Annotated in this window: 25 protein-coding genes and 1 pseudogene; 24 read left to right on the top strand and 2 right to left on the bottom strand. The window is 30.3% G+C overall.

The features are described from left to right. Window positions 1–198: 198 nt before the first annotated feature. The gene (locus BV55_RS0100395) at window positions 199–891 is read right to left on the bottom strand and encodes a FadR/GntR family transcriptional regulator (RefSeq protein WP_029450715.1); all 693 of its coding nucleotides are present in this window, start codon (window positions 889–891) and stop codon (window positions 199–201) included. 429 nt (window positions 892–1,320) lie between these two features. After that, a complete protein-coding gene (locus BV55_RS0100390; RefSeq protein ID WP_029450714.1) occupies window positions 1,321–1,692 on the bottom strand; it encodes a winged helix-turn-helix transcriptional regulator in 372 nt (123 codons plus the stop codon). Window positions 1,693–1,905: 213 nt separating this feature from the next. On the opposite strand from BV55_RS0100390, the gene BV55_RS0100385 reads away from it, so the two are divergent. The 24 genes and pseudogenes from BV55_RS0100385 (at window position 1,906) to lon (ending at window position 26,367) form a co-directional block, all read left to right on the top strand. Beyond that, complete coding sequence (locus BV55_RS0100385; RefSeq protein ID WP_029450713.1) at window positions 1,906–2,748, top strand: nitroreductase family protein; 843 nt, start codon at window positions 1,906–1,908, stop codon at window positions 2,746–2,748. A 437-nt stretch (window positions 2,749–3,185) separates the two neighbouring features. Then, a complete protein-coding gene (locus tag BV55_RS0100375; RefSeq protein ID WP_029450712.1) occupies window positions 3,186–4,799 on the top strand; it encodes an ATP-binding cassette domain-containing protein in 1,614 nt (537 codons plus the stop codon). Between the two features lie 181 nt (window positions 4,800–4,980). Beyond that, window positions 4,981–5,760 (top strand): threonine/serine exporter family protein, encoded by a 780-nt coding sequence (locus tag BV55_RS0100370; RefSeq protein ID WP_029450711.1) that lies wholly within the window; start codon window positions 4,981–4,983, stop codon window positions 5,758–5,760. Further along, window positions 5,757–6,203 carry a threonine/serine exporter family protein gene (locus BV55_RS0100365; protein ID WP_029450710.1) on the top strand — a complete coding sequence of 149 codons (447 nt, stop codon included), beginning with the start codon at window positions 5,757–5,759 and terminating at the stop codon, window positions 6,201–6,203. Before BV55_RS0100370 ends, BV55_RS0100365 begins: the two co-directional genes overlap by 4 nt. Before the next feature lie 469 nt (window positions 6,204–6,672). Beyond that, window positions 6,673–8,130 (top strand): anthranilate synthase component I, encoded by a 1,458-nt coding sequence (trpE, locus tag BV55_RS0100360; RefSeq protein ID WP_029450709.1) that lies wholly within the window; start codon window positions 6,673–6,675, stop codon window positions 8,128–8,130. A 3-nt stretch (window positions 8,131–8,133) separates the two neighbouring features. Beyond that, complete coding sequence (gene trpD, locus BV55_RS0100355; protein WP_029450708.1) at window positions 8,134–9,150, top strand: anthranilate phosphoribosyltransferase; 1,017 nt, start codon at window positions 8,134–8,136, stop codon at window positions 9,148–9,150. Beyond that, window positions 9,147–9,920: an indole-3-glycerol phosphate synthase TrpC gene (gene trpC, locus BV55_RS0100350; RefSeq protein WP_029450707.1), complete on the top strand. Its 774-nt coding sequence runs from the start codon at window positions 9,147–9,149 to the stop codon at window positions 9,918–9,920. Before trpD ends, trpC begins: the two co-directional genes overlap by 4 nt. Before the next feature lies 1 nt (window position 9,921). Beyond that, window positions 9,922–10,524 (top strand): phosphoribosylanthranilate isomerase, encoded by a 603-nt coding sequence (locus BV55_RS0100345; protein WP_029450706.1) that lies wholly within the window; start codon window positions 9,922–9,924, stop codon window positions 10,522–10,524. A gap of 5 nt (window positions 10,525–10,529) precedes the next feature. After that, window positions 10,530–11,711 carry a tryptophan synthase subunit beta gene (gene trpB / locus BV55_RS0100340; RefSeq protein WP_029450705.1) on the top strand — a complete coding sequence of 394 codons (1,182 nt, stop codon included), beginning with the start codon at window positions 10,530–10,532 and terminating at the stop codon, window positions 11,709–11,711. Beyond that, window positions 11,701–12,498: a tryptophan synthase subunit alpha gene (trpA, locus tag BV55_RS0100335; RefSeq protein ID WP_029450704.1), complete on the top strand. Its 798-nt coding sequence runs from the start codon at window positions 11,701–11,703 to the stop codon at window positions 12,496–12,498. Before trpB ends, trpA begins: the two co-directional genes overlap by 11 nt. An 11-nt stretch (window positions 12,499–12,509) precedes the next feature. Then, on the top strand, window positions 12,510–13,331 hold the full coding sequence (gene aroF / locus BV55_RS0100330; protein ID WP_084170453.1) for a 3-deoxy-7-phosphoheptulonate synthase: 822 nt from the start codon (window positions 12,510–12,512) through the stop codon (window positions 13,329–13,331). Between the two features lie 300 nt (window positions 13,332–13,631). Next, window positions 13,632–16,361: a sigma 54-interacting transcriptional regulator gene (locus tag BV55_RS0100325; RefSeq protein WP_029450702.1), complete on the top strand. Its 2,730-nt coding sequence runs from the start codon at window positions 13,632–13,634 to the stop codon at window positions 16,359–16,361. Window positions 16,362–16,447: 86 nt separating this feature from the next. Continuing rightward, complete coding sequence (gene agaB / locus BV55_RS0100320; protein ID WP_029450701.1) at window positions 16,448–16,915, top strand: PTS galactosamine transporter subunit IIB; 468 nt, start codon at window positions 16,448–16,450, stop codon at window positions 16,913–16,915. A gap of 32 nt (window positions 16,916–16,947) precedes the next feature. Further along, a complete protein-coding gene (gene agaC, locus BV55_RS0100315) occupies window positions 16,948–17,754 on the top strand; it encodes a PTS galactosamine transporter subunit IIC (protein WP_029450700.1) in 807 nt (268 codons plus the stop codon). Next, window positions 17,741–18,541 carry a PTS galactosamine transporter subunit IID gene (gene agaD / locus BV55_RS0100310; RefSeq protein WP_029450699.1) on the top strand — a complete coding sequence of 267 codons (801 nt, stop codon included), beginning with the start codon at window positions 17,741–17,743 and terminating at the stop codon, window positions 18,539–18,541. Before agaC ends, agaD begins: the two co-directional genes overlap by 14 nt. Before the next feature lies 1 nt (window position 18,542). Beyond that, on the top strand, window positions 18,543–18,974 hold the full coding sequence (locus BV55_RS0100305; protein WP_029450698.1) for a PTS sugar transporter subunit IIA domain-containing protein: 432 nt from the start codon (window positions 18,543–18,545) through the stop codon (window positions 18,972–18,974). Between the two features lie 76 nt (window positions 18,975–19,050). After that, entirely contained in the window at window positions 19,051–19,779 is a 729-nt protein-coding gene (locus BV55_RS0100300; protein WP_029450697.1) for a glucosamine-6-phosphate deaminase, read from the top strand. Window positions 19,780–19,805: 26 nt separating this feature from the next. Beyond that, window positions 19,806–20,246, top strand: coding sequence for a PTS sugar transporter subunit IIA (locus BV55_RS0100295; protein ID WP_051652341.1), 441 nt, complete (start codon window positions 19,806–19,808; stop codon window positions 20,244–20,246). Continuing rightward, a complete protein-coding gene (locus tag BV55_RS0100290) occupies window positions 20,230–20,664 on the top strand; it encodes a PTS sugar transporter subunit IIB (protein WP_029450695.1) in 435 nt (144 codons plus the stop codon). Before BV55_RS0100295 ends, BV55_RS0100290 begins: the two co-directional genes overlap by 17 nt. A 52-nt stretch (window positions 20,665–20,716) precedes the next feature. Continuing rightward, the gene (locus BV55_RS14985) at window positions 20,717–21,697 is read left to right on the top strand and encodes a biotin synthase BioB (RefSeq protein WP_051652340.1); all 981 of its coding nucleotides are present in this window, start codon (window positions 20,717–20,719) and stop codon (window positions 21,695–21,697) included. Window positions 21,698–21,824: 127 nt separating this feature from the next. Beyond that, window positions 21,825–22,397: a GGDEF domain-containing protein gene (locus BV55_RS0100280; protein WP_029450693.1), complete on the top strand. Its 573-nt coding sequence runs from the start codon at window positions 21,825–21,827 to the stop codon at window positions 22,395–22,397. A gap of 37 nt (window positions 22,398–22,434) precedes the next feature. Further along, window positions 22,435–23,412 carry a helix-turn-helix transcriptional regulator gene (locus BV55_RS0100275; RefSeq protein WP_029450692.1) on the top strand — a complete coding sequence of 326 codons (978 nt, stop codon included), beginning with the start codon at window positions 22,435–22,437 and terminating at the stop codon, window positions 23,410–23,412. 79 nt (window positions 23,413–23,491) lie between these two features. Further along, window positions 23,492–23,908, top strand: a complete 417-nt coding sequence (locus tag BV55_RS0100270) for a MarR family winged helix-turn-helix transcriptional regulator (protein ID WP_029450691.1) — start codon at window positions 23,492–23,494, stop codon at window positions 23,906–23,908. 287 nt (window positions 23,909–24,195) lie between these two features. Then, window positions 24,196–26,367, top strand: a pseudogene (lon, locus tag BV55_RS14705) (endopeptidase La). The last annotated feature ends 4 nt before the right edge of the window (window positions 26,368–26,371 follow it).

Here is a 26,371-nt window from a genome sequence, read left to right as displayed (position 1 = left end):
GTAAAAAAGCAAAAAAACAATTAAACGGTATGATGGTCTGACCACCACACAAAATAATATTACCATAATATTAAAAAGTTTTATATAATAGTTAAATAGTTAACATTGAGATTTACAGTATTTAAAAAATAAAAATGACAGTAATACTTGACATACTGTCATTTTTGGATTTCTATAAAGCTATATATTTTTATTTTTTCACTTATTCATATATTTATTTGCAAAATCAAAATGTTCACCCATTGCTTTTCGAGCGGCCTTTGAATCATGGCTTTCCATGGATAAATATATATTATGGTGCTGAGAAAAAAGTATTTCTTTATTTCCTTTATCAACTAGTATAGATTTTCTTATATCTTTAATAAAGTGATCTACAAGATTTGAAAGTGTTTTAAGGATATTATATATTAAAATATTACCACAGCATTTTGCAATTTTATAATGAAACTTTTTATCAATTTCAGCATGGATTTCTTCATTATCAAGGTCTAAGAATCTTTCAGTAAGTTCCTTTAGCTCTTTTAAATCCTTATTATTTATTCTCTTTGAAGCAAGGCCTGCTGCCTCCACTTCCATGATTTTTCTAAGCTCCCAAATTGATTCAGGGTCACTTTCCTCTAACATAAACATAATTGATAAGGGCTCAAATAAATTATCTTCAAAGCTTGTTTTTATATAATTACCTTCACCTTGCTTGCAATCTATTAATCCAATGACTTCTAATGCCTTAAGTGCTTCGCGAATTGAAGCTCTACTTACATTTAATTGTTCAACTAAATCACGTTCAGAAGGGAGCTTATCTCCTTTTTTTAGAGTACCGTCATCAACCATTTGCTTTATTTGCTCGATTACTTGCTCATAAACCTTCGTGTTTTTTATTGGATAAAACATGGTATTCCTCCTAGATTTAGCTCTAAATAGTTACATTTAAAGCTTGTGATTTTATCCGATGGCTACCATCCGTAATACCCATATCCTCTTCAAGGTGGGGGATGACGGCTGCTACGCCCCTGGATAAGTTCTTCTAAGACTCAGATGGAGAGATGTATTCCTTATAAGCAAACTCCACCTGAGTCTAAGAATCACTTGATCTATTATATATTGCTCTCTTCTAATACTGAAAGCCTATATATTATATACACTATAACATAATAATTATAGTTTTATAATACACTTTTTAACATTAAAAGTAGCGAAACTTTGTTACTTTTATATAAAAAATGTGTACTATATTTAGTGATACTATTATAATTAGATATAGTTATTTTATAAGTAGATAAAACAAAGGTAATGAATTAGAATCTTCCAGCAGGATAAAAATTAGTTTTTAATATTAAGATTATGAATGTAAGAATTTCCCCATTGTTTCATACTTTCCATAACGGTTGTAAATTCTTTACCTATAGGAGACAAAGAGTACTCTACTTTAGGTGGAATTTCATTATAGACTTTTCGTTCTATGACATCATCATTTTCTAATTCTTTTAATTGTCTAGAAAGTGTAGTGGGTGTAGTTGGTATAAGCCTATTCAATTCATTAAATCTGACGTTACCCTTTTGCAAATGCCAAAAGATCAGCATTTTCCATTTTCCTTTTATGATTTTTTGAGCTAGGCAAAAGGAACATAATTGACTTTTTGTATTACAATCTATTTCACAAGTTTTACATTCTTCTTCATACTTTTTATTCATTATAAGTCATCTCCTAATAGCTATTTTATGTAGTTAATATTGTTAAGGACACTATCTTTAATGATAGTACTTATATTAAACATAATGTAGTGTTATTATTGTAACACAAGGTAGAAGTTTATAAAAACAGATAATATAAAAAAGCTTTCAAAAGATATTACAAAATAAATATTAGAATCAGAAATTGTTTATTGTTAGAAAGGGGAAATATAAGTGAATATTGATTTTCCATTAGAAAAGGCAGTAATAAAGAGATATAGCGTAAGAAACTATGAAGAGAAAGAAATTGAAGCAGATAAAAAGATCCAAATAGAATCATTTGTAAATTCTTTGGATAATCCTTTTGGAAAGAAGGTGAATTTTCATTATCTTGATAACAAAGGAATGGAAAGTGGAAAGGCACTTGGAACTTATGGTGTCATTAAGGGAGCAAGGCAATATATTGGAACTACTATAAAATTAGAGCCAATGGCATTAGAAGCACTAGGGTATGAACTTGAATCTGTGATTCTTTATTTAGCTCATCTTGGCATTGGGACTTGTTGGTTAGGTGGAACATTTAATCGTAAAGGATTTGCAAAAGCAATGAATATAGGAGAAGATGAAATATTTCCAATCATAACACCCTATGGTTATGCTGCTACGAAGAAACATTTGAAAGAAATTATGATGAGAAAAACAATTTCAGCAGACCAGCGTAAAGAATGGGATATGTTATTTTATAAAGATGATTTTAATTCAACTCTTACCAAAGAAGAGGCTAAAGACTTAGAATTTCCTCTAGAAATGGTTCGTTTGGCACCATCGGCATCAAATAAACAACCTTGGAGAATTCTATTAAAAGATAATTCATGTCACTTTTATGAATATAAAGAACCAGGATACAGTGATAGATTTCAATATGATATTCAAAGAGTTGATATAGGCATTGCAGCAGCGCACTTTGATTATGCGGTTAAAGAAAAAGGACTTAAAGGTTCTTTTGATATAACATGTGAACCAGAATTAAAATTGCCAGAGAATATGGAGTATGTATTCTCTTGGACTAGAGAATAAAACACTATGATTTATTAAAAAGTTTAATAATTTATAGAACTTTAGTTAATTTAAATGTATATTAAGATAAAGTGAGGAGATGGCAAAAAGCATATGATGCAGTTGCATCAAGATTACAATGAGTTTATAAAAAGAGATACTGAAATAGTTGTACTAGGACCTGAAAATGTGGAAATACTTCACCTTATAGATACATTGTAAACATTTATATCTCCAAGCTTTTCTTTTTATAAAAAACAAAGGGTGCGTTTCATTCTAACTATAAAAGTTAGTTTTGAACGCACCCTTTTAGGATACTTATTTGAAATAATAATATTATAAAATGTCGAATTTTATGAAAGTATGTCGGAATATTCTAAAAATAATTCCTAGATTATACCTCAGATAAATGCCATAATTAAGGTAGTTTGCAAAACGTGGCATGAAGGAGAGGTTATATGAAAAAGATTTATTTTAAGCATAAAGGTTTTGCGGTATTAATGGTATCACTTTTAGTTATAGGTAATGTTATTCTTGTAGTTAATTCCTTTATGAACTTAAATATGACGGATGCTATTATTAATCAAGATATAGATAATTTCTATAGATATCTTGGGATCGTTTTAGGGATAATGGTTTTAAAATCTATTCAGGGATATATCTATGGATTGTATGAATCTAAAATGGTTAAAGCTATTGGGATAGATTTAAGAGCTGATATTGCAAAAAAGTTTATGGAATATGATTATGAAGAATATAATTCAAAAGATAGTGGGATGTATGTAGCTTGGTTAACCCAGGACGTAGATTATGTATTGAATAATGGAGTAAAACCTTTTTATATGATGCTTAATCAGATAATTTCAGTGATAGCATCGCTTATTGGAGCCACAATGATTCATTGGTCATTTATTATTATTTTTCCAGTGAGCTTACTAGTAACCATGATTACTCCTAAATACCTAGCACCTCGTATGCAAAATGTAGCAGAGGATTATAGCCATGCGAGTGGTATCTTTACTAGTAAAATTAAGAATATCATGTTAGGATTTGGAGTGTTTTTATCAGAAAACTGTATAGATAAAATGAATATACAAATTGCTAAGTCTACCACAAACTTAGAGGATAGTCGATATAAATACAATAAAGTTATTTACTCCTCTAATGCAATTATTAACACAGTAGCTATATTGTCTCAGATGATTTATATTATTGCCACAGGGGTATTGGTTGTTAAGGGAATAATAACTCCAGGTTCTGTGGTGGGGCTTATGAGTCTTGCTTCACTTTTTTTTGGAAACGCACAGATGGCGGTAAGTCAAAAGATGCTTATAGATTCTGCACTTCCAGTATATAATAAGATTACATCTATGAACAATTCTAAAGTGTTAGAAGGATCTATAGAAGCTAAAGAGATTAAAGAAATTAAAGAGTTAAAGACAAAAGTTGAAATAAAAGGTCTTCATTATTCCTACTTTGATGATGAAGAACTCTTTTCAGGATTAAATTTAACTTTTTATTCGGGAAAAAAATATGCTATTGTTGGGAAAAGTGGAGTAGGAAAGACAACATTAATTAAAATATTAGCAGGAATCTTAAAAGGATACGGTGGATTAGTCTATTATGATGAGTTAGAACTTGGTAATATAGAGCAAAAGAGTCTTCGAAATCTTGTTGGATTCATTGATCAGAATACTTATATCCTAAACGAAAGTATCCGTTATAATATTACATTAGGTGAGGAATTTAGTGACGAAGTTTTAAATGATGTACTTGTAAAGAGTGTTCTTTTGGATTTTACATTAGGACAACCAGGTGGAATTGATTATCAAATTACTGAGAATGGTAAAAACCTTTCTGGAGGACAAAAACAACGTATTGCTATTGCAAGAGCACTTATTCGAAATAAAAAGCTTTTGTTTATAGATGAGGGGACATCTGGCCTTGATTTTGAAACTAGAAATGCTATTGAAAATAAGGTTCTGGAAGACCCAAAACTCACAGTAATTATGATAACCCATCAATTAACAGAGGAGACAAAAAAGAATTTAGATGAAGTTATATCTTTATGATTGAATACTAAACTACCTCAAAAGAGGCATTAAGTAGTTGGCTTGACTAGGTTAATCACGTTAATTTTCATTGACCATTTCAGAAATCTCATGGTACAATTTAACTAATGAAAAAGATTTTTATAATAACATTATATGTGTACATGTATAAGGTTTGATAAAAATATATAGTGAGGTTTATATGGATAAAGTGATATATGAAGAGGAAATTTTGGAATTGGCTCTTGACCTTGGAGAAATAATGCTGTCATGTGGTGCTGAAATAAGAAGAGTTGAGGATTCTATTACAAGAATTTGTAATGCATATCAGTTGGAAAATGTAAAAGTGTTTGCAATTACCTCATTGATTATAGCTTCGGCAAAATGTAATGATGGAAGAGTAGCAACGCAGATAAGAAGAGTAAAAATATATGGAACAAATCTTTCTAAAATTGAAGATGCTAATGCTTTGTCTAGATATATTTGTAAAAACAAGATTTCTACAGATGAAATTAAGAAGGAACTTTTAAAAATTAAATCTCCAAAAAAACAAAATAAGCATATCCAATGGGATCTTTGCATAGGATATCTTTGTGCAGCAGGAGGATTTACAGTTTTCTTTGGTGGAAATGGATGGGATGCCGTTGCTTCTTGTATTATTGCATTTTTAATGTTTCTTTTTGATACATTTATAAAAAAACCAGATGTTAATCGTATTGTGTATACAGTATTTGTGTCTATTGTCATGGGGATTATTGCAATACTTTTTGTTAAGATAGGAATTGGTGTACATGTAGATAAGATTATGATTGGAGATATTATGCTCTTAATTCCTGCACTAGTATTAGTTAATTCTTTGAGAGCTATATTTTTGGGAGACACTATTGCAGGTATGATACAGCTGACAGAAGCTATTCTTATAGCTCTTTCCATTGCAGGTGGGTTTGCAATTGCGCTAGTTACTTTAGGAGGGATTTTATGACACAATCAGAAATAGTACAAATTATATCAGCTATAATAGGAACTATAGGATTTGGGTTATATTTTCGTGTAAAAAAGAAGAGACTATTGGTTGTTACATTTGGTGGTTTCATTGCCTGGGTTGTGTATCTTTTATGCTACCATTATACATATAACATTTTTATTTGCAATATGATTTCAGCTATTGTTGTAAGCATATATTCAGAGGTTATAGCAAGAATTTTGAAAGCACCTTCCACGGTTTTTATGTTGCCATCTCTTGTGCCATTATTGCCAGGGGGAGCTTTGTACTACACAATGAGCGGCATTGTACAAGGAAATATAGGTATGATAGGTGAATATGGTTTACAGACGATCAAGACGACATTTGGCATTGCCTTTGGTGTACTTGTATCCACTGTGTTTATTTACCGCTCTAAAAACAATAGAACCACTTCATATTGATAACATTTAAAGAATGAAAAAAGTCGAATGAAAACTATTGACAAAAATATCTTTGTATATTATGATTATGAAAACATAGTTAGTAAATTCATTGATTGGGAAAAGTAAGCAATTCTTGAAGGTTTAGAGAGTCGGGGACGGTGGAATCCTGATACGGAAAAGTTGTTGAATGGTTCCATGAGAAGCGGTGTTAAATCTTAGGAGAGTACCACTAGCCGAGTGTCTTACGTTATAAAGACGGGGTATCGAGATATTAGTATTTCCGTACCTTAAGAGTGAGATAGGAAACTATCTATATTAGGTGGCAAAGCGATTATAACATTTCGTCCTAGATTAGGATTGGAATGTTTTTTTTGTTACAAATGTAGATTACTATCTAAACAAGGTGGCAACACGGAATGTTAAGCATTTCGTCCTTATATTAGGGATGAAGTGCTTTTTTTGTACTTAAAAAAGGGGGTATTAGAGTATGTATCCAGATTATGAAGAATTCAAAAGATTAAGTAAAGAAGGAAAAATGGTTTCTATTTCATTAGAGATAGATGGAGATATTGAAACTCCTATTTCTTTATTTAACAAGCTATGCAAAGAAAAGAAGGCATTTCTATTGGAAGGTGTTGAAGGAGGAAGCAGGTGGGGAAGATACTCTTATATAGGCAGAAATCCTTTTATAGAAATCATAGCTTATGACCATAACATTACAATAATTAAAGATGATGAAATAATAAATAGAAGGGGTGATGCTCTTCTTATATTACAAGAAATTATGGATGAATATAAGATGGTTTCAATAGAAGGCATGGATGATTTTATAGGTGGCGCAGTAGGATTTATTGGTTATGATTTAATAAAAAATATCTGTGGAGTAGAAAATATAAATAAGGACAGCATAAGAACTCCAGACTTACATTTTTTAATAACTAAAGATATTATTATCTATGACCATTTGAAGCAAAAGATAAAGATTGTCACAAATGTAAAAATAGAAAACTCGTTGAAAGAAATATATGAAGAAGGCTTAATAAAATTACAATCAATAAAAAAAGAAATAATAGAAACAAAGGTTTCTCCAGAAAAAGAGACTAAAGTAACTTTTGAAGAAATTAAGTATACAAGCAATGAAACAAAGGAAAACTTTATGGAAAATGTTTTAAAAGCTAAGGAATATATAAAAAATGAAGAGATATTGCAAGTGGTTTTATCTCAAAGATTTGATTTCAATACAAAAATTAATCCTTTTATGGCTTATAGAGAGTTAAGAACTTTAAACCCTTCGCCATATATGTATTATATAAATTTTGGATTCTATCAGGTAGTTGGCTCTTCGCCAGAACTCTTAGTTAAGGTAAATAAAGATAGAGTAGAAACTTGTCCTATTGCAGGTACTAGACCTAGGGGAAAGAGTTTAGAAGAAGATGAACGTTATGAAAAAGATTTATTGAAAGATAAAAAGGAAATAGCGGAGCATTTGATGTTAGTAGATTTGTCTAAAGAAGATATTGGTAAGATATCAGAAGAAGGAACAGTTAAGGTAGATCAATTTATGAAGATACAAAAGTATTCCCATGTAATGCATATTGTGTCTCATGTAGTAGGAAAGATGAAAAAAGGTTTAAATGCTTATGATGCTTTAAGGATTTGCGCACCTGCAGGAACTGTATCTGGAGCACCGAAGGTAAGGGCTTTAGAGATCATAGAGGAATTTGAGAATGAAAAAAGAGGGATATATGCAGGTGCTATAGGATACTTAGGATTTAATGGAAGTATGGATACTTGTATTGCCATAAGGACTATAGTATTTAAAGATAATATGGCATATATACAAGCAGGTGCAGGAATTGTGGAAGAGTCAAATCCTGAAAGTGAATACGAGGAAACTTTAAACAAAGCAAGAGCCCTTATGGAATGTATTAGAAAAGGAGTGTAGAGTATGCAATTGGCAATAGATAAAGTTATAAATTATAAAGATTTAACTGAAAATGAAATGATTCGGGTGATGAGTATAATCATGGAAGGTAAGGCTACCCCATCACAAATAGGAGGTTTTCTTACAGCACTTCGCATGAAGGGAGAGACTCTTGAAGAAATCACTGGTGCAGTTAAAGTTATGAGGGACAAATCTATAAAAATTGAAACAAATAATAGATATACAGTAGATACTTGTGGCACAGGTGGGGATAAAAGCAATACATTTAATATATCAACAGCAGCAGCTTTTGTAGCAGCAGCATCATCTTTGACTATTGTAAAACATGGAAATAGATCTGTTTCAAGCAAATGTGGTAGTGCAGATGTACTTGAAAGTTTAGGTGTTAATATTAATCTTTCACCTTTGGATGTTAAAAGGTGTATAGATGAGTTACAAATAGGCTTTATATTTGCTCCAAATTTTCATCAAACTATGAAACATGCTGTAGATTCTCGTAGAGAATTAGGAATTAGAACTATATTTAATGTTTTAGGTCCATTGACTAATCCATCAAATCCTAAAGGTCAAGTGCTAGGTGTGTTTGATGAAGATCTTACATCTACATTGATAAGAGTGCTAATGGAATTAGGTTTAGAAAGGGGGATGGTAGTACATGGTATGGATGGATTAGATGAGATAACTATTACTACAAAAACAAAGGTAGCAGAATTAAAAGACGGAAAAATAAAGGAATATTATTTAAATCCAAAGGATTATGGCATAACATTTGGAAAGTTAGAAGAAATAACAGGGGGAGATCCAAAAGAAAATGCTAGAATTTTATTAGATGTGTTAAAGGGTGAAAAGGGTCCTAGGCGCGATATGGTTTTGTTAAATGCAGGTGCAACTATGTATGTAGGAAATGTAGTAAGTACTTTAGGTGAAGGAATAGAAAAGTCAAGGGAAATGATAGACAAAGGATTTGCATTAGATAAATTAAATCAATTAATTAATCTTAGTCAGGAGATGAAGCAATGATATTAGATAAGATTGTGTCATCAAGAAGGAAAAGGTTAGAAATAGAAAAATCTATTATGTCTATTGAAGATTTAAAAAAACAAATTATAAATGTAGATACTAGAGATTTTAAAAGAGCTATAAAAAGAAATGGAAGATTAAACATAATAGGAGAGGTAAAAAAGGCATCGCCATCAAAGGGAATTATAAGAGAAGATTTCAATCCTGTGGATATAAGTAGGATTTATGATGAAAATAAAATAGATGCAATTTCCGTATTGACTGAAGAGGAGTTCTTTTTAGGAAATGGTGAGTATTTATCCCTAGTAAAGAAGGAAACGAGAGTACCCATTCTAAGAAAGGATTTTATAATTGATTTATATCAAGTATATCAGTCTAAATTTTTAGGAGCAGATGCTATTTTGCTTATTGCAGCTCTTTTAACTAAAAAACAATTAGTAGAGTTCCAAAAGGTAGCTAAAGATATTAATCTTCAGTGTCTCGTAGAAGTCCATAATCTAAAAGAATTAGAAAAGGTACTAGAGACAAGTGCTAATATAATTGGAATTAATAATAGAAATTTAAATACATTTAAGGTTGATATTGAAACTACAGAAAAGTTAATACATCATCTACCAAAGGATATTGTAGTTGTTAGTGAAAGTGGTATTTCCAAAAGAAAGGATATGAAATATCTAGAAGATGCAGGGGTAGATGGGGTTCTAATTGGAGAGGCGTTTATGAATACTATTTCTATAAAGGATAAGATAAAAGAATTAAGAGGTGAATGATTTGGTAGAAATAAAGATTTGTGGATTGAGAAGAGCTGAAGATATAGACTATGCAAATATATTAAAGCCAGAATATATAGGTTTTGTATTTGCAAAAAGTAAAAGGCAGATTGATCCTTATGTTGCAAGACAATTAATAGGTGGTCTTGATAAAGGTATAAAAAAGGTTGGTGTATTTCTAAATCATTCTATAAAAGAAGTTAAAGAAATAGAAAGACTTTGCAATCTTGACGTACTTCAATTTCACGGAGATGAAGACATTGAGTATTGTAATAATTTTGAAACAGAAGTATGGAAAGCTTTTCTTATTAAAGATGAAAAGAGCCTAGAGCTATTAGAAAAGTATAAGGTGAGTAAATATGTTTTGGATACCTATATAGAAGGAGCGGCAGGAGGGACAGGACAACAGTTTAATTGGAAGTTAGCTACAACTATTGGTAAAACTAAATCTATAGTTTTAGCTGGAGGATTATTCCCGGAAAATATAAAAAAAGCAATAGAAATAGTTAAGCCTACTATAGTAGATGTAAGCTCTGGAGTAGAGACTAATGGAGTTAAAGATTTTGAAAAAATAAAACAATTAATAAAAAAGATAAGGGGTTGATTTATATGAATACAAGGTTTGGACAATTCGGAGGACAGTTTGTACCTGAAACTTTAATGAATCCATTGATTGAACTAGAAAAGGCGTTTACTAAGATAAAAGAAAATGAAGATTTCAAAAAGGAATATATGTATTATTGTAATGAGTATTCTGGGAGACCCACTCCATTATATTATGCGGAAAATCTAACTAAAAAGCTAGGTGGAGGCAAGATTTATCTAAAGAGAGAGGATTTAAATCATACGGGTGCTCATAAGATAAATAATGTAATAGGTCAAGTTCTTCTTGCAAGGAGAATGGGTAAAAAGAAGGTAATAGCAGAAACCGGTGCAGGACAGCATGGCCTAGCTACAGCTACTATTTGTGCTATGTTCGATATTCCCTGCGAAGTGTTTATGGGACAAGAGGATATAGAAAGACAAGGCTTAAATGTTTTAAAGATGAAGATGTTAGGGGCTAAAGTAAACTCTGTAACATCTGGTACAAAAACCTTGAAGGATGCTACAAATGAGGCTATTAGACATTGGGCTGCTAATCCGGAAGATACCTTTTATGTAATTGGATCTGTAGTAGGACCTCACCCTTATCCTACAATGGTAAGAGATTTTCAAAGAATTATAGGGGATGAAGTGAAGAAACAAATTATAGAAAAGGAAGGTAGACTACCTGATTATTTAATAGCTTGTGTAGGTGGAGGTAGTAATGCTATGGGTTTATTTTATCCATTTATTGAAGACAAAGTAGAGATGTATGGAGTTGAGGCAGGAGGAAAAGGAATAGATACAGAATATCATGCAGCTACTATTTCTAAAGGGCGACTAGGAATTATACATGGAATGATGACTTATTTGCTGCAGGATGAACACGGACAAATAAAGCCAGTTTACTCCATATCCGCAGGGCTTGACTATCCTGGAATTGGACCAGAACATGCTTATTTTCATTCTATTAACAGAATTAAGTATGTAGCCATAAATGATGATGAAGCTATAGAAGCTTTTCAATACTTGACTAAGGTAGAAGGAATTATACCTGCATTAGAAAGTGCTCATGCCATAGCTTATTTAATGAAATTTGCTAAAGAAACAAAAAAAGATGATATTATTGTATTGAATTTATCTGGAAGAGGAGATAAAGATATGGATACATTATCCAATATACTAGGGGGAATAAAAAATGGACAGTAGAATAAGTAGAAAGTTAAATAAACTTAAAGAAGAGAAAAGAAAGGCCTTAATTACTTATATTTCAGCAGGAGACCCTAGCTTAGATAAAACTATGGAATTAGTTTTGACCATGGAAAAGGCAGGAGCAGATATTATGGAACTAGGTATTCCATATTCAGATCCTTTAGCAGATGGACCTGTTATACAACGGGCTTCAATAAGAGCTTTAAGTAAGGGAATTAATATAGATTATATTTTTTCAATGGTCTTAAATCTAAGATGTAAAACAGAAATTCCTTTAGTTTTTTTGATATATTATAATACGATTTTTTCATATGGAATAGAAGAATTTTTAAATAGATGCAAAGAGTGCGGGATAGATGGTTTGATTATTCCAGATCTTCCTTTAGAGGAAAGAAAAATATTAAATGAAATGATGAAAGATTATCCTATTGATTTAATAGCTTTAGTTGCCCCAACTTCTAATAATCGAATAAAAGAAATAGTGGAAGGCAGCAGTGGCTTTATTTATTGTATTTCGTCTAAAGGAGTTACTGGCACTAGGGAAACTTTTGACGAAGAATTGAAAGCTTTTATGGAGGATGTACGGAGATATTCAAAGATTCCTTTAGCTATTGGTTTTGGAATATCAGATGCAAAAAGTGTAAGAAATCTAAAGGATTTAGCAGATGGATTGATAGTTGGTAGTGCAATTATTAAAGAAATAGAAAAAGGAATAGAACTAGGGAATATAGAAGGAAGGGTTTTTGAATTTGTAAAAAGCTTAAGGGAAGCAATAGATGAATAGGGGGTAGGAAGATGGAAGGCTGTAGTAATAAAGTAAGTAGAGATTCACATCCTATGGATTCTATTATAAATGTAGGGAAAAATACTATAGGCGGCAATAAGATAACAATAATAGCTGGTCCCTGTTCTGTAGAAAGTGAAGATCAGATAGTAAATATAGCGGAGAGTGTAAAATTATCAGGTGCCACATTTTTAAGAGGTGGCGCCTTTAAACCAAGGACCTCACCTTATAGTTTTCAGGGTCTTGGAGAACCTGCATTAGAATTATTAAAGATAGCTAGGGAAAAAACAGGACTTCCCATTGTAACGGAGCTTATGTCTTTAGCATATTTAGCTAGATTTATAGATGATGTGGATATTATTCAAATTGGGGCAAGGAATATGCAAAATTATCCTCTTTTAAAAGAATTGGGAAGAACCAATAAACCTATACTTTTAAAGAGGGGGATTTCTGCAACTATAGAAGAACTATTAATGTCTGCAGAATACATTATGTCTGAAGGAAATGAAAAGGTAATTTTGTGTGAAAGAGGCATTAGGACATTTGAAAAATATACAAGAAACACCTTGGATTTAAGTGCCGTGCCCATACTTAAAAGACTAAGTCATCTTCCTGTAATAGTAGATCCGAGTCATGCTTCGGGATTATGGTGGCTAGTGGAACCTCTTTCAAAAGCGGCTATAGCTGCAGGGGCAGATGGTGTTATCATGGAAGTTCACAATAATCCTACAAAGGCCAAGTGTGATGGAGAGCAATCTATAACACCTAATAAATTCGATAAACTTATGAAATCTTTAAGAGCTATTGCAAATATTGAAAATAAAGAATTATGAGTAGGTTCTATTTACTCCAAACTTTGAAAGAAAAATAGAGATTAACCATCACTATATGAAAACTAATGTTACATGTAATGATATGACAAAGCATTCAGTATAGAGACAATATTGTTATCAAAAAAAGAAATATAAAATGCATCGTACATTATATGACAATTTACGTATTGACCTGATATACTAAAATTGAACATTTATCACTGATAATTTAGTATAATAAGATTATAAAGAAAATAAAATACTGAAAAGGCTTGAAGCTGTGAGCTTAAAAAAATTATACATATGATAAGAGGTGATATAATGACTAACAAAGAGAAGATTTTACTTCAGTTAAGAAAAGAATCAATGAAAATTAATGGAAAGGTTGATGTTGGTATAACTTCAAATGACATTTCCACTATTCTGAATGTAAAAAGAAATATAGTAAGTCAGTATTTAAATGAATTATATAGAGAAGGTAAAGCAATTAAAGTAAACACAAGACCGGTATACTTTATAGATAAAAATGTATATGAGAAAAACAAGATGAGCTTTCAATTAGCAAATGATTTTATAAATGTACACAATGATTTAGATGAAGATAACAAAAAAGATGCATTTAACGACCTTGTTGGACATAGTGGAAGTTTAAGAAGCGTTGTACAACAATGTAAAGCAGCAACAAATTACCCAACCAACGGATTACCTATATTACTCGTGGGGGATTCGGGAGTAGGCAAGAGCTATATAGCACAATTAATATTTAATTATGCTATGGATCAGGGAATAATAGAAAATAATTCTAAGTTTATAGTTTTTAACTGTGCGGAGTATGCTAATAATCCTGAATTGTTTTCAGCGGCTCTATTTGGAACATGTAAGGGAGCTTATACAGGAGCAGAGAATGATAAAAAAGGTTTGATTGAGGAAGCAGATGGAGGATATTTGTTCTTAGATGAAATCCATAGATTATCTTCTGAAGGGCAAGAAAAGCTATTTATATTTTTGGATAAAGGAGTATTTAGAAGGGTTGGAGAGTCAGGAAAATGGAGAAAAGCAAAGGTAAGATTAATATTTGCAACAACAGAGAATCCAGAAAAGATTTTTTTAAAAACGTTCTTAAGGCGGATACCACTGATAACTAATATACCTAGTTTTAATGATAGACCTATAATAGAAAAGCTTGAACTTATAAATAATATTTATAGAAAAGAGGCTATTTCTATAAATAAAGACATACTTTTAGAGCAAAATGTTGTTAATATTTTAATCAACAGTACTTGGATTGGAAATATAGGTAAGCTTATGAATACAATAAAGATTACTTGCGCTAATGCATTTTCAGAGAGAAAAGGCACTCAAGATATAGAATTAAAAATAAGCATAGCACATATACCAAAGGAGATAATAGCCAATTTTAATTCAGAATTTGTTGAAGATAATAAGTCTATATTAATATCAATAGATGAAAATCATAACAATATAAGAAATTCTCAATATGATATGATTAAAAATATAAATAAGAATTTTATAAAAAATATAAATAACTTTATGAATAAGAAGGTTTCGGAAGAAGTGTTTTGGCAGAAGGTAAAATCTATTGAAAATTTATTAGCTAAAAACATTGAAGAAAATAAGCTTTATTATTATGGCGAAAGTACTGTGAACCTTATTAGAAAAATTGTTACTAATAACTTAAACATGTTCGATAGAAGGTATGGTATTAGGGCACAAAATGACAGCGCAGATATTATAACTAATTCCATTTGCTCACTACCTATGGTCCATGAAAATGATAATTTAGAAGATAAAGAAATACTAAGATATCTTCAAGATGAATATAAAAAGTTATATAGATTATCAGAAAAGATTGTAGAAGAAATAAAAGGAATCATGCACATAGAATTAAAGAATATAGTATTAGCCTATATTACAATAAATTTAGCATTAATAAATAAAGAACTAGAGTGGGGTTTAATAAATGCAATTATTATAGCTCATGGTAAGTCTACAGCAAGTAGTATAGCAAGTGTTGCAAATAATATGCTAGGAATGTATATTTATGATTCTATTGACATGTCCCTCGATATTTCTACAGAGGATATTTCAAAAGAACTTAGGAAATATATAAAAAACATAGATGAAAAAAGAGGATTAATACTATTGGTCGACATGGGTTCTTTACAGGAAATCTATTTAGGTATAAAGGAAGAATTTAATGGAGATATAGCTATTATAAATAATGTATCAAGTCTTTTGGCATTAGATGTAGGTAATAAGATTATGAATAAAAGGCCTATAAAAGAAATAATTAAAGATTCAGTAGAAAAAAATGTTGCCAAATATAATTATATTCCAGCCACAAGTAAAAAGAAAGATGCAATTATAACTACATGTAGCACAGGCATTGGAACTGCTGAAAAGATTAAATCTTTATTAGAGCAATGTTTAAAGGATAAAGATATAACAGTTTTAGCTTATGATTATGATAAGTTAAAGGTTGGAGGAGAAAAGGAATATATTTTTAATGAATATAAGGTTAGATTAATAATAGGATTAAGTAATCCTAATGTACAAAATGTACCATATTTATCTTTAGAGGATATGATTATGGGAAATGATAAGTCTAAAATTTTAAATGTACTAAAGGACATAGTAGATGATGATAAAATGGAAGAGCTAAATGATACCCTATTAAAAGCCTTTACTATAACAAATGTTATTACTCATTTAATAATCTTAAATCCAGATAAGATATTGACACAAGTCCAAGATACTATTAGTACATTGGAGTTTAATTTAAAGATAAAGTTACCTAACGCGTTAAAAGTAGGGATTTACATACATGTTTCATGTATGGTGGAAAGGTTGGTCATAAGGGAACCTTTATTGGAATATAAAAATGTGGATGAATTTGAACACTGTAATAGACACTTTATTAAATGTACTAAAAATGCATTTAGTGTAATAGAAAACTTTTACAAGATAGAGATACCAATATCTGAAATAGCTTATATTCATGATATAATCAGCACGACAATAAAAATTTAGTGAATAAAACCATGCCAACCTACATACACTAGGTTGGCATGGTTTTTGCTATATAATATAGCATAAAGAATTAAGGAGGGAAAAAGATGTCATCAGATATTTTATTAACAAGAATAGACAATAGACTTGTCCATGGACAAGTCGGAGTAACATGGACTACTTCAATAGGAGCAAATCTTCTAGTAGTTGTAGATGATATTGCAGCGCAGGATAAGATACAACAACAATTAATGACAATGACTGCAGAAAGTTCAGGGGTAGGAATAAGATTTTTCTCAATAGAAAAGACTATAAAAGTAATAAGCAAAGCAGCACCATCACAAAAAATATTTTTAATATGCAAAACTCCAGAGACAGTTAGAAAGCTTATTGATGGTGGGGTTGAATTGAAGAAGGTAAACGTTGGAAATATGCACTTTTCAGATGGGAAAAGACAAATTACTAAAAAGGTTTTTGTAGATGACAAAGATTTAGAAGACCTAAAATATATACAAAGCAAAGGTGTAGAAGTTTATATTCAAGATACACCAGGAGATATGAAAAGTAAGATATAATAAAAAAAATTAAAATAAGGGGGGTAAATATAATGCATGAAATTACATTAATACAGGGATTGCTCTTGGCAGTAATGGCAATTATAGTGGGAATAGATGCATATTTAGAGGGATTATTTATTTTTAGACCAATTATAGTATGTACTTTAACGGGAATTATCTTGGGAGATCTGCAAATTGGCTTAATAGCTGGTGGATTAACAGAATTAGCATTTGCAGGACTAACACCAGTTGGAGGAACGCAACCGCCAAATCCTGTACTTGCTGGTATAATGACAACAGTAATTGCATATACAACTGGAGCTGATGTAAAAACAACTATAGGATTAGCATTACCATTTAGTTTCTTAATGCAATATATAATTTTATTCTATTACTCAAGTTTTTCAATACTTATGGCAAAATTAACAAAAGCAGCTAAAGAAGTAGATACTAAGACATTTGCAAAGATAAATATAATTTCAATTGTGATTGTTGGATTAACATATGGAATAGTTGTATTTTTATGCACATATGTAGCTCAAGAACCAATGAAAATGTTAGTTGAGTCTATGCCTGTATGGTTATCACATGGATTTGAAATAGCAGGAGGTATATTACCTGCAGTTGGATTTGGTTTGTTGCTTAGAATAATGTTAAAGAAAGAATATATTTCATTTTTAATAATAGGCTTCTTACTAGCATCCTTTGCAAAATTTGAAAATTTATTACCAGTTGCATTGGTAGGTACTGCAATAGCATTATTCCAGTATTTTAACGATAAGGAAAAAGAGAAACAAATTAAAGAAATGATTAGTAAAGTTAATGTTAATGGAGGTGAGTTTGATGAAGGAATCTAAGAAGCTATTTAGCAAAAAAGAGATAAGAAAATTGGGACTAAGATCCGTACTTTTACAATCTTGCTTTAACTATGAAAGAATGCAAGGAGCGGGCTGGGCATATACTATGATGCCTTTCTTAAAAAGGATTCACAAGGATGATGATGAAGCTTTTTCAGTTGCAATGAAGGATAATATGGAGTTTATAAATACAAATCCTACAGTGGCACCATTTTTAATGGGATTCTTATTATCATTAGAAGAAAAAAAAGAAGATAGAACATTAATAAATAGTTTGAAAGTAGCTTTATTCGGACCACTTGCAGGAATTGGTGATGCTTTACTATGGTTTACTTTATTACCTATAATAGCTGGAATATGTGCATCGTTTGCGTCTCAAGGAAGTGTTGTAGGTCCAATAATCTTTTTTATAGTTTATTTAGGAATATTTTTATCACGTATGTCTTTAGCTGGATTCGGATATGAGCTTGGAGCTAAAGCAATAGATAAGATTAAAGATAGCTCTAAGGCATTAACTAAGGCAGCAACAACATTAGGAGTAACTGTAATAGGAGCTTTAATCGCAACTTATGTAAATATTGATGTGGTAAGTGAAATAAAGATTAATGAAGAACATTCAATTGCTCTTCAAGCAGATTTCTTTGATAAAATATTACCCAATATATTACCATTAGGATATACATTTTTAATGTATTATTTATTAAAGAAAAAACAAGTAAGTCCCACAGTGCTTATCTTAGTTACTTTTGTATTAGCAATAGTAGGATCGTTATTAGGGGTGTTATAAAATGAAAAATGTAATTATTTTAATTGGGCATGGAAATTATGCAACAGGACTAAAATCAACAATAAAATCAATAGTTGGACCAACAGAGGGTGTAAATTATATTGATTTTATAGAAGAAGATAGTACTGAAACTCTTATGGAAAAGGCAGTAAAGGTTGTAGAAGAAAATAAAGGAAATAACATAGTATTTATTTGTGATATTATTGGAGGAACTCCATTTAATACAGCTGTAAAGATATCTTTAGAAAATGAAGGTATTGGAGTAGTTGCAGGGTGTAATATAGGTGCAATAATTGAAATAATTATAGCTAAAGACTCATACGAATTGGAAGAGTTACTGGATGAACTGGTAGAAAAAACAAAAAAATCAGTTTTAAAGTACAAAAATATTGAAATAACCCTTCATGACACAGATGAAGAAGACGGAATTTAAATTATAGTTAAAATAAGGAGATGTTTCAATCTAATTGAATACAGCTCCTTATTTTTTATAAAAGGGAGGAAATAAAATGAAAATTAATGTTTGTGAAAATTATGAGTTAATGTCAAAAGATGTAGCAAAATATGTTGTAGATGTAGTAAATAAAAAACCAGAATCACTTTTATGCTTAGCAGGAGGAGATACGCCACTTAAGGCTTATGAATATCTAGTAAAGGCTTATAATAATAATGAGGTAGACTTTTCAAAGTGTAAGTTTGTAGGATTAGATGAATGGGTAGGTTTATCTAAAGAAACAAAAGGAAGCTGCGTAGAAGTATTAAATAAGCATTTGTATAGTAAATTAAATTTAACAGAAGATCAGGTTTGCTTTTTTGATGGTACTGTAACTAATTTACAAGAGGAATGTAAAAGAGTAGATAAATTTATTTTTGACAACAAAGGTATTGATTTAGTATTATTAGGGGTAGGTATGAATGGGCATTTAGGATTTAACGAACCAAATATTGATCCAGACTTATATTGCACGGTAGTAGATCTTGATGAGGTAACAAGATCAGTTGGTCTAAAATATTTTAATGAAGAGGTTGAATTAAAAAAGGGTATAACTATTGGTATGAAACATATTTTCAATAGTAATAAAAAAGTAATAATTGCTAATGGAGAAAAAAAAGCAGATATTATTAAAAAAATAGTTGAAGATAAAAAGACTAGACAAATTCCTGCAAGTTTGATAGCTCATGAAGAATCAGTAAATATATTTTTGGATAGTAAGGCAGCAAATAAACTTAAAAAATAAAGCTAAAAGTGAAGAGGGGTAATTATATGGTTCAAATAATTATAGTAACTCATGGAAATCACGGAGTTGAGATTATTAACTCTATAGAATTAATCTACAATAAAACTAATAATATAAAGGCTATAACTTTAGATGAATCTGAAAGTTTAGAAGAATGTATGGATAAACTAAATGCTGAAATAAAAAATAGCATTTTTCATGAGTTCTTAATTTTAGTAGACTTTCTAGGAGGTACTCCGTATAATGCCACTCAAAAATTAATAGGTAAAAATAATGTAGAAATCATAACAGGAGTTAATATTCCTATGGTATTAAAAATAGTACAAATGCCAAATCAAGGCTTAAAGCAATTAGCATATGAAGCTGAAGAGTCCGGCAAATCAGGTATAGTTAATATATCTAATTTAATTAAAAAAAGATTTCAAGAAAATAATCTGGAGGATAGTTTAAATGAAGACAATATTTAGAGTGGATTCTAGAATAGTTCATGGACAAACAGTTAACTATTGGTGCAGAAAATACAATGTTTCTAAAATAATTGTGGCTAATGATGAATTAGCCAAGGATGATTTTAGAAAACTATTTTTTAAAATTGCAATATCAGATGAAATCGATTTAGAATTTTTAACAATAAAAGGCTCTATTAGTAAGGAATATGATAAAACTATAAATTGTATGGTTATATTTGAAAAAATAGATGATGTAATTAAGTATGTTAAGGAAGATGGAAAGATTAACAAGATTATATTAAGCAATATAGGTTATGGAGAAGGAAAAGTAAAAATGTCTGAAGGTGTATTTTTAAATGAAAAAGATAAAGAAAAAGTTAGTATCCTACAGGAAGATTATGGAGTAGATGTTGTCTATAAGATGATGCCAGATTAAAGATATTAACCAACTTAAGTGTATTATTAATAATGAAAAGAGGAAAATGAAAATGAAAATACAAACAAAAGCGGAGGTACTTGAAATATTAAAAATGACTTACGAAGAATTTAATAATACGATAAAGCAGAAAGCTAAGGAAGTGCATATAAATAATAATGAAAATAAAATCAATGTTACAGCTTTATTTGGTTATGATAATATATGTAAAAATCAATGTACATATTGTGGTATGAGAGCTGGTAATTTTGGATTAAAAAGATACAGAATTGGTATTGATGATATAAAGAAGATGGAAGAAGAAGTAAAGATGTTAGGCCTCAAAAAGGTATTTTTAATATCAGGGGAAGATCCTAAATATAATTTTAAAGATATAATTTCAATGGTGGAATATGGGAAGGAACTGGGGCTGTTTGTAAGCTTAGGAGCAGGTGAATTTAGTATTGATGAATATAAAGCATTAGAAGTTGCTGGGTTAGATGAATATGTGTTAAAATTTGAGACTTCAAATATAGATATGTTTACAAAAATAAAACCAACTGCTAATTTTAAAAACAGAATGAAATGTATCGAGTACATAAAAGGTAGTAAGATGGAATTAGCTTCTGGAAATATTATCGGGTTACCACATCAAACATTAGATCAGGTTGCTGACGATATAATGTTAATGAAGGAACTTAATATAAGCTGGGCACCAATTATTCCGTACATGCCAGTTCCAAGTACCCCTCTTGCAAAAGAAGGAGGCAGAGGGAGTTTAGAAACCACAATAAAAGAGATTTCAATATTGAGAATTATGATGCCTAAAGTTAATATTACTGCTCAACAACCAGGTGGAGATCTAAGAAATGGGTTAGCAGATGTTCAAGGAAATTTGAATGCTTTAAGAGCAGGTGCTAATATGCTTTTTGTAGATATGTTACCTAAAGATATGGTAAAAGATTTTAATATAATAGATAATAGGATGATTGAAGGGATGGATAACGTAAATAAATTAGCTAAAATGTCTGGCATGAATTTATCAGGAGATTAAGCTAATAATAAATTTTATTGTAATATAATCAGATTCATGTTTTTCAAACGGACAGTCTTTGTCACATTAAAAGTTGTATTATGGTAATAACATAATATTTACAATAATGGATTTGGAGGCTGGAAATATGAATTATGAGCATATGGACACAAAGTTACTTTTGAAATCTATAAAAGAAAAAGATGAAATTATATTAAAGCTTGAGAAGAAACTTAAGGAAAGTTTATATTATGCTAGTAGAGATGCTGTAACAGAATTATTAAATAGAAGAGCAGGGTTAAGTTTACTGGAAAAAGAAATAGAAATATCGAAAATTAATGGTACAAGCATAACTATATGCTTTATAGACATTGATGGCTTTAAATATATAAATGATAATTATGGACACATAAAGGGAGATAAGGTATTAAAAGATGTAGGAAATGTTTTAAAAAGATCTGTAAGAAAAACTGATATTGTAATGAGAATTGGCGGAGATGAATTTGTTATAGTGTTTTGTAACACTAAAATAGATAATGCTAATAGACTGTGGCGTGGAATTGACGAACAGATAAATAAATTGAACAAAGAAACTTACTATAATTACAATATTAGTTTAAGCTATGGATTTTCAGAGTATAGTAGCGAAAGTCCATTATCTATTAAAGAGTTACTGCATAATGCTGATAAGAGTATGTATAGTAATAAAAGGTCCAATTAATACGTTGTAATAATTTATATAAAAAGGAATAGTGATTATGGAAAGATTTAAATCGTCAGTGCTGTTGCATATGTATAGTAAAGTAAAAAATAATGAGTCATTTACTAAAGAGTATATTATAGATAAATTTAATGTAAGTGAAAGAACTGTAACTAGATATATAAAGGATTTAAATAACTATCTGCAGGATGAGTACATAGATAATAAGATAACTTACAACAGAAAAAAGGGCGTTTATGAAATAGAATATAAAGATACAAAAGTTTTAAATGAAAAGGATATCTTATCAATATGCAAGGTACTTCTTGAAAGCAAAGGATTTTCTAAAGAGGAAATGGAAGGGATTATAAATAAGCTTTTATGTAATTGTGTATTTCAAGATAAAAAAATAGTAGAAAAGATTATAGAAAATGAGCTATTTAATTATGTTCCTACAAGTCATGGTAAGCCGTTAATAGACAAGCTATGGGATCTTAGCATTGCTATTAATAATCAGGAGATAATTGAAATAGAATATTTTAAATTAAGTAAAAATGGTAAATTAGAAAGTAAGGCGACTAAGAGAAATATTAAACCATTAAGTATAATGTTTTCAGAATATTATTTTTACCTAGCTGCATTTATAGAAGGCATGGAATATGAATTTCCAACTATCTATAGGGTAGACAGAATAGGAAGCTTTTCTAATGTAAATAGAAATTTCCCTATAGAATATAGTAGTAGATTTGAAGATGGAAAGTTTAGAAAGCTTATACAGTTCATGCAAACAGGTAATCTTCAAAAGATACGGTTTAAATTTACTGGAAGTTCTTTAGAAGCTGTTTTAGATAGGCTGCCAAATGCGAAAGTTTTAGAAGAAAATCAAGGTGAGTATATAATAGAGACTGAAATGTTTGGTACAGGCATAAAGATGTGGATTTTAAGTCAAGGCAGTGCTGTAGAAGTTTTAGAACCAATGGGATTTAGAGAAGAAATAAAAAGTACTATCGAAAAGATGAAGAGTAATTATATTTAAAGATTCTATTGACAAATTAAGCGATAGGACTTAATATGTAATTAGGCAATACCTAACTAATTAAAAAAGAGGTGATGAGTTGGATAGTAAAAATAAATTATATGAAACTTACAGTGGACTTATGAAGATAAAAGGAGAATGTTCCTGTAAGCTAATTGATGAACTTAATATGTCGGAACTCACACTAAGACAAATTGAGTATATAAAAAAGATTGGAAAGTATGATGAACTTACAATTAGTAAGCTAGCTGAGGTCTTAAATTTATCTAAACCATCAATTACAGAAATGGTTAAAAGATTTGTAAAGTTAGATTGTGTTTACAAAAGACAGTGTAAAAATGATGGAAGAGTACAATATATATTTCTTACGGAAAGAGGTAAGAGTATAGCTAGTTTTGAAGATCTAGAAGTTAAAAGATTAGTAGATAAAATTGCAGCAAGTCTCAATGAAGATGAAATCAATGATTTAATAAATATATTGTTAAAGGTTAAATAATAGATTAATAAATTAAACAAATAAAGTTAGGTTAACTAAAACTAATTATATTTGTTGCTATAATTTATCCGATGGCTACCATCCGTAACGCCCCTATCCTCTTCAAGGTGGGGGATGACGGCTGCTAGCCCCTGGATAAGTTCTTCTAAGACTCAGATGGAGAGATGTGTTCATTATAAGTAAACTCCACCTGAGTCTTAGAATTAATCGATATAAAAAATATTGATAAGGACTTAATAAGAAATTTTGTAAAAACATTAATAGAAACAGTGTAGGAGGAAATAATTATGAAAGAATTAGATATAAATAAAGAGTTGCCTGCAGTTCATATACCGAATTTAGTTTTGTTTCATGGTGGAGAAATTACAGTAAATTTAAACAAAAGATTTAACGAAGAATATTATGACAAAATTAAAGAAGAAAACTTTTATGCAATAGCGTTAACATTGAAGAGTAATAAGCAGATGTTAGATTATATTAAAAATTTAACAGCTGAAATAAGTAAAAACTTTAAGGGAACTGAACCTTATGTAGAGTATGTAAACAATATAGATAATATAACAAGTATTATTGCATCCTTAGTGCCTTATGTAAATTTACCTTTAGAGGAAAAACAAGAATTTTTAGAAATTCGATCATTAAAAAAGAGAAGCTTAAGAGTTTTAGACCTTTTAATTGAGCATAAAGAATCCATAGAATTTTAAATGGAAATAGCATCAAGATTTAGTGAAGATATTAATAAAAACCATAGAGAAAATATGTTAAGAAGACAACTAGAAGCTATTAAGGAAGAACTTAATGAATCAGATAAAGCCAGTGGAAAAAAGAAAAAAGGTTATAGTGAATTAATAGAAAATGCAAATATGCCCCAGGATATAAAGGAAGTTGCATTAGATGAATTCAATAAATTAGAACGCCAAGGTCCTAATAGCTCAGAAGGTAGTGTAATTCAAAATTACTTGGATCTTTTAACAACTCTACCTTGGGGTGAAAGTGATGTTAAAGATATAGATATTAAAGCTGCAAGAGAGCTTTTAAATCAGCAACATTACGGCCTTGAAAAAGTAAAAAACCGTATAATTCAACATCTAACAGTAATGAAATTAAAACAAAACAAGCAAGGCTCAATTTTATTATTAGTGGGACCTCCAGGTACAGGCAAAACTAGTTTAGGGAAAAGTATAGCAGAAGCTTTACAACGTAAATATGTTAGGATAAGTCTTGGTGGAGTAAGAGATGAAGCTGAAATTAGAGGACATAGAAGAACTTATATAGGGGCCATGCCAGGAAGGATAATTCAAGGAATGAAGAAGGCTGGAGAGAAAAATCCAGTATTTATATTAGATGAAGTTGACAAATTGATGTCTTCTGCAAATGGAGATCCGGCTAGTGCGTTATTAGAGGTTTTAGATCCAGAACAAAATAGTACATTTTCAGATCACTACTTAGAAGTGCCATATGATTTATCCGATGTGTTATTTATTGCAACGGCAAATTCTTTAAGAGATATTCCAGAAGCACTTATAGATCGTATGGAAGTTATACATATTAGTGGTTATACAAGTTATGAAAAGTTCCATATTGGGAAAAATTATTTAATTTCTTCTGTGTTAGAGGAAAACGGATTAAATGAAAAGCAATTACAATTTGAAGATGACACATTAAAGACAATAATAGAAAAATACACTAGAGAAGCTGGCGTAAGAGGATTAAAACGTCAATTATCTACAGTAGCAAGAGTAGTTTCAGAAAAGATTGTTGAAGATGAAGTGCCATTGCCTTATATTATAAAAGAAGATATGTTATTTGATATTTTAGGTCATGAAGTTGCTCTTTATGATAGAGCAAATAAAATCAATGCTCCAGGAGTTGTAACAGGCCTCGCATGGACACCAGTAGGTGGTGATATATTATTTATTGAAGGGGCAATGATGCCAGGCGATGGTAAGTTAATACTAACAGGCCAACTTGGAGATGTGATGAAAGAATCAGCCAAGATTGCTCAAAGTTTAGTTAGATCAAGACTTGTATTTAACCAAAAGGGACTTGAATTCAATAAATATGACTTGCATATCCATGTGCCATCAGGATCTATTCCAAAGGATGGACCATCAGCAGGGGTGTCATTATTTACAACTATTGCATCGCTAGTAACAGGACATCCAGTAGATTCTAAGTTAGCAATGACAGGTGAAATTTCCTTAAGGGGTGCAGTTTTACCTATAGGTGGACTTAAAGAAAAAGCATTAGCAGCACATCGTGCAGGAATTAAGAGAATAATGCTTCCAAAGGATAACAAAAAGGATATAGCAGATATTCCAAAAGAGGTACAAAACGAATTAGAGTTCATTCTTGTTGAAACTATTGAGGATGTAATTAAAGAGACAATAGGAATTGAATTACCAAAATCAGTATTTATTGAAATGGTATCAAGAAATAAAAAAGAAATTAGTGAATAAATTA

It is taken from the genome of Clostridium algidicarnis (assembly GCF_000703125.1).
Taxonomy (GTDB): domain Bacteria; phylum Bacillota; class Clostridia; order Clostridiales; family Clostridiaceae; genus Clostridium_L; species Clostridium_L algidicarnis.
This window is presented reverse-complemented; position numbering and strand designations above follow the sequence as displayed.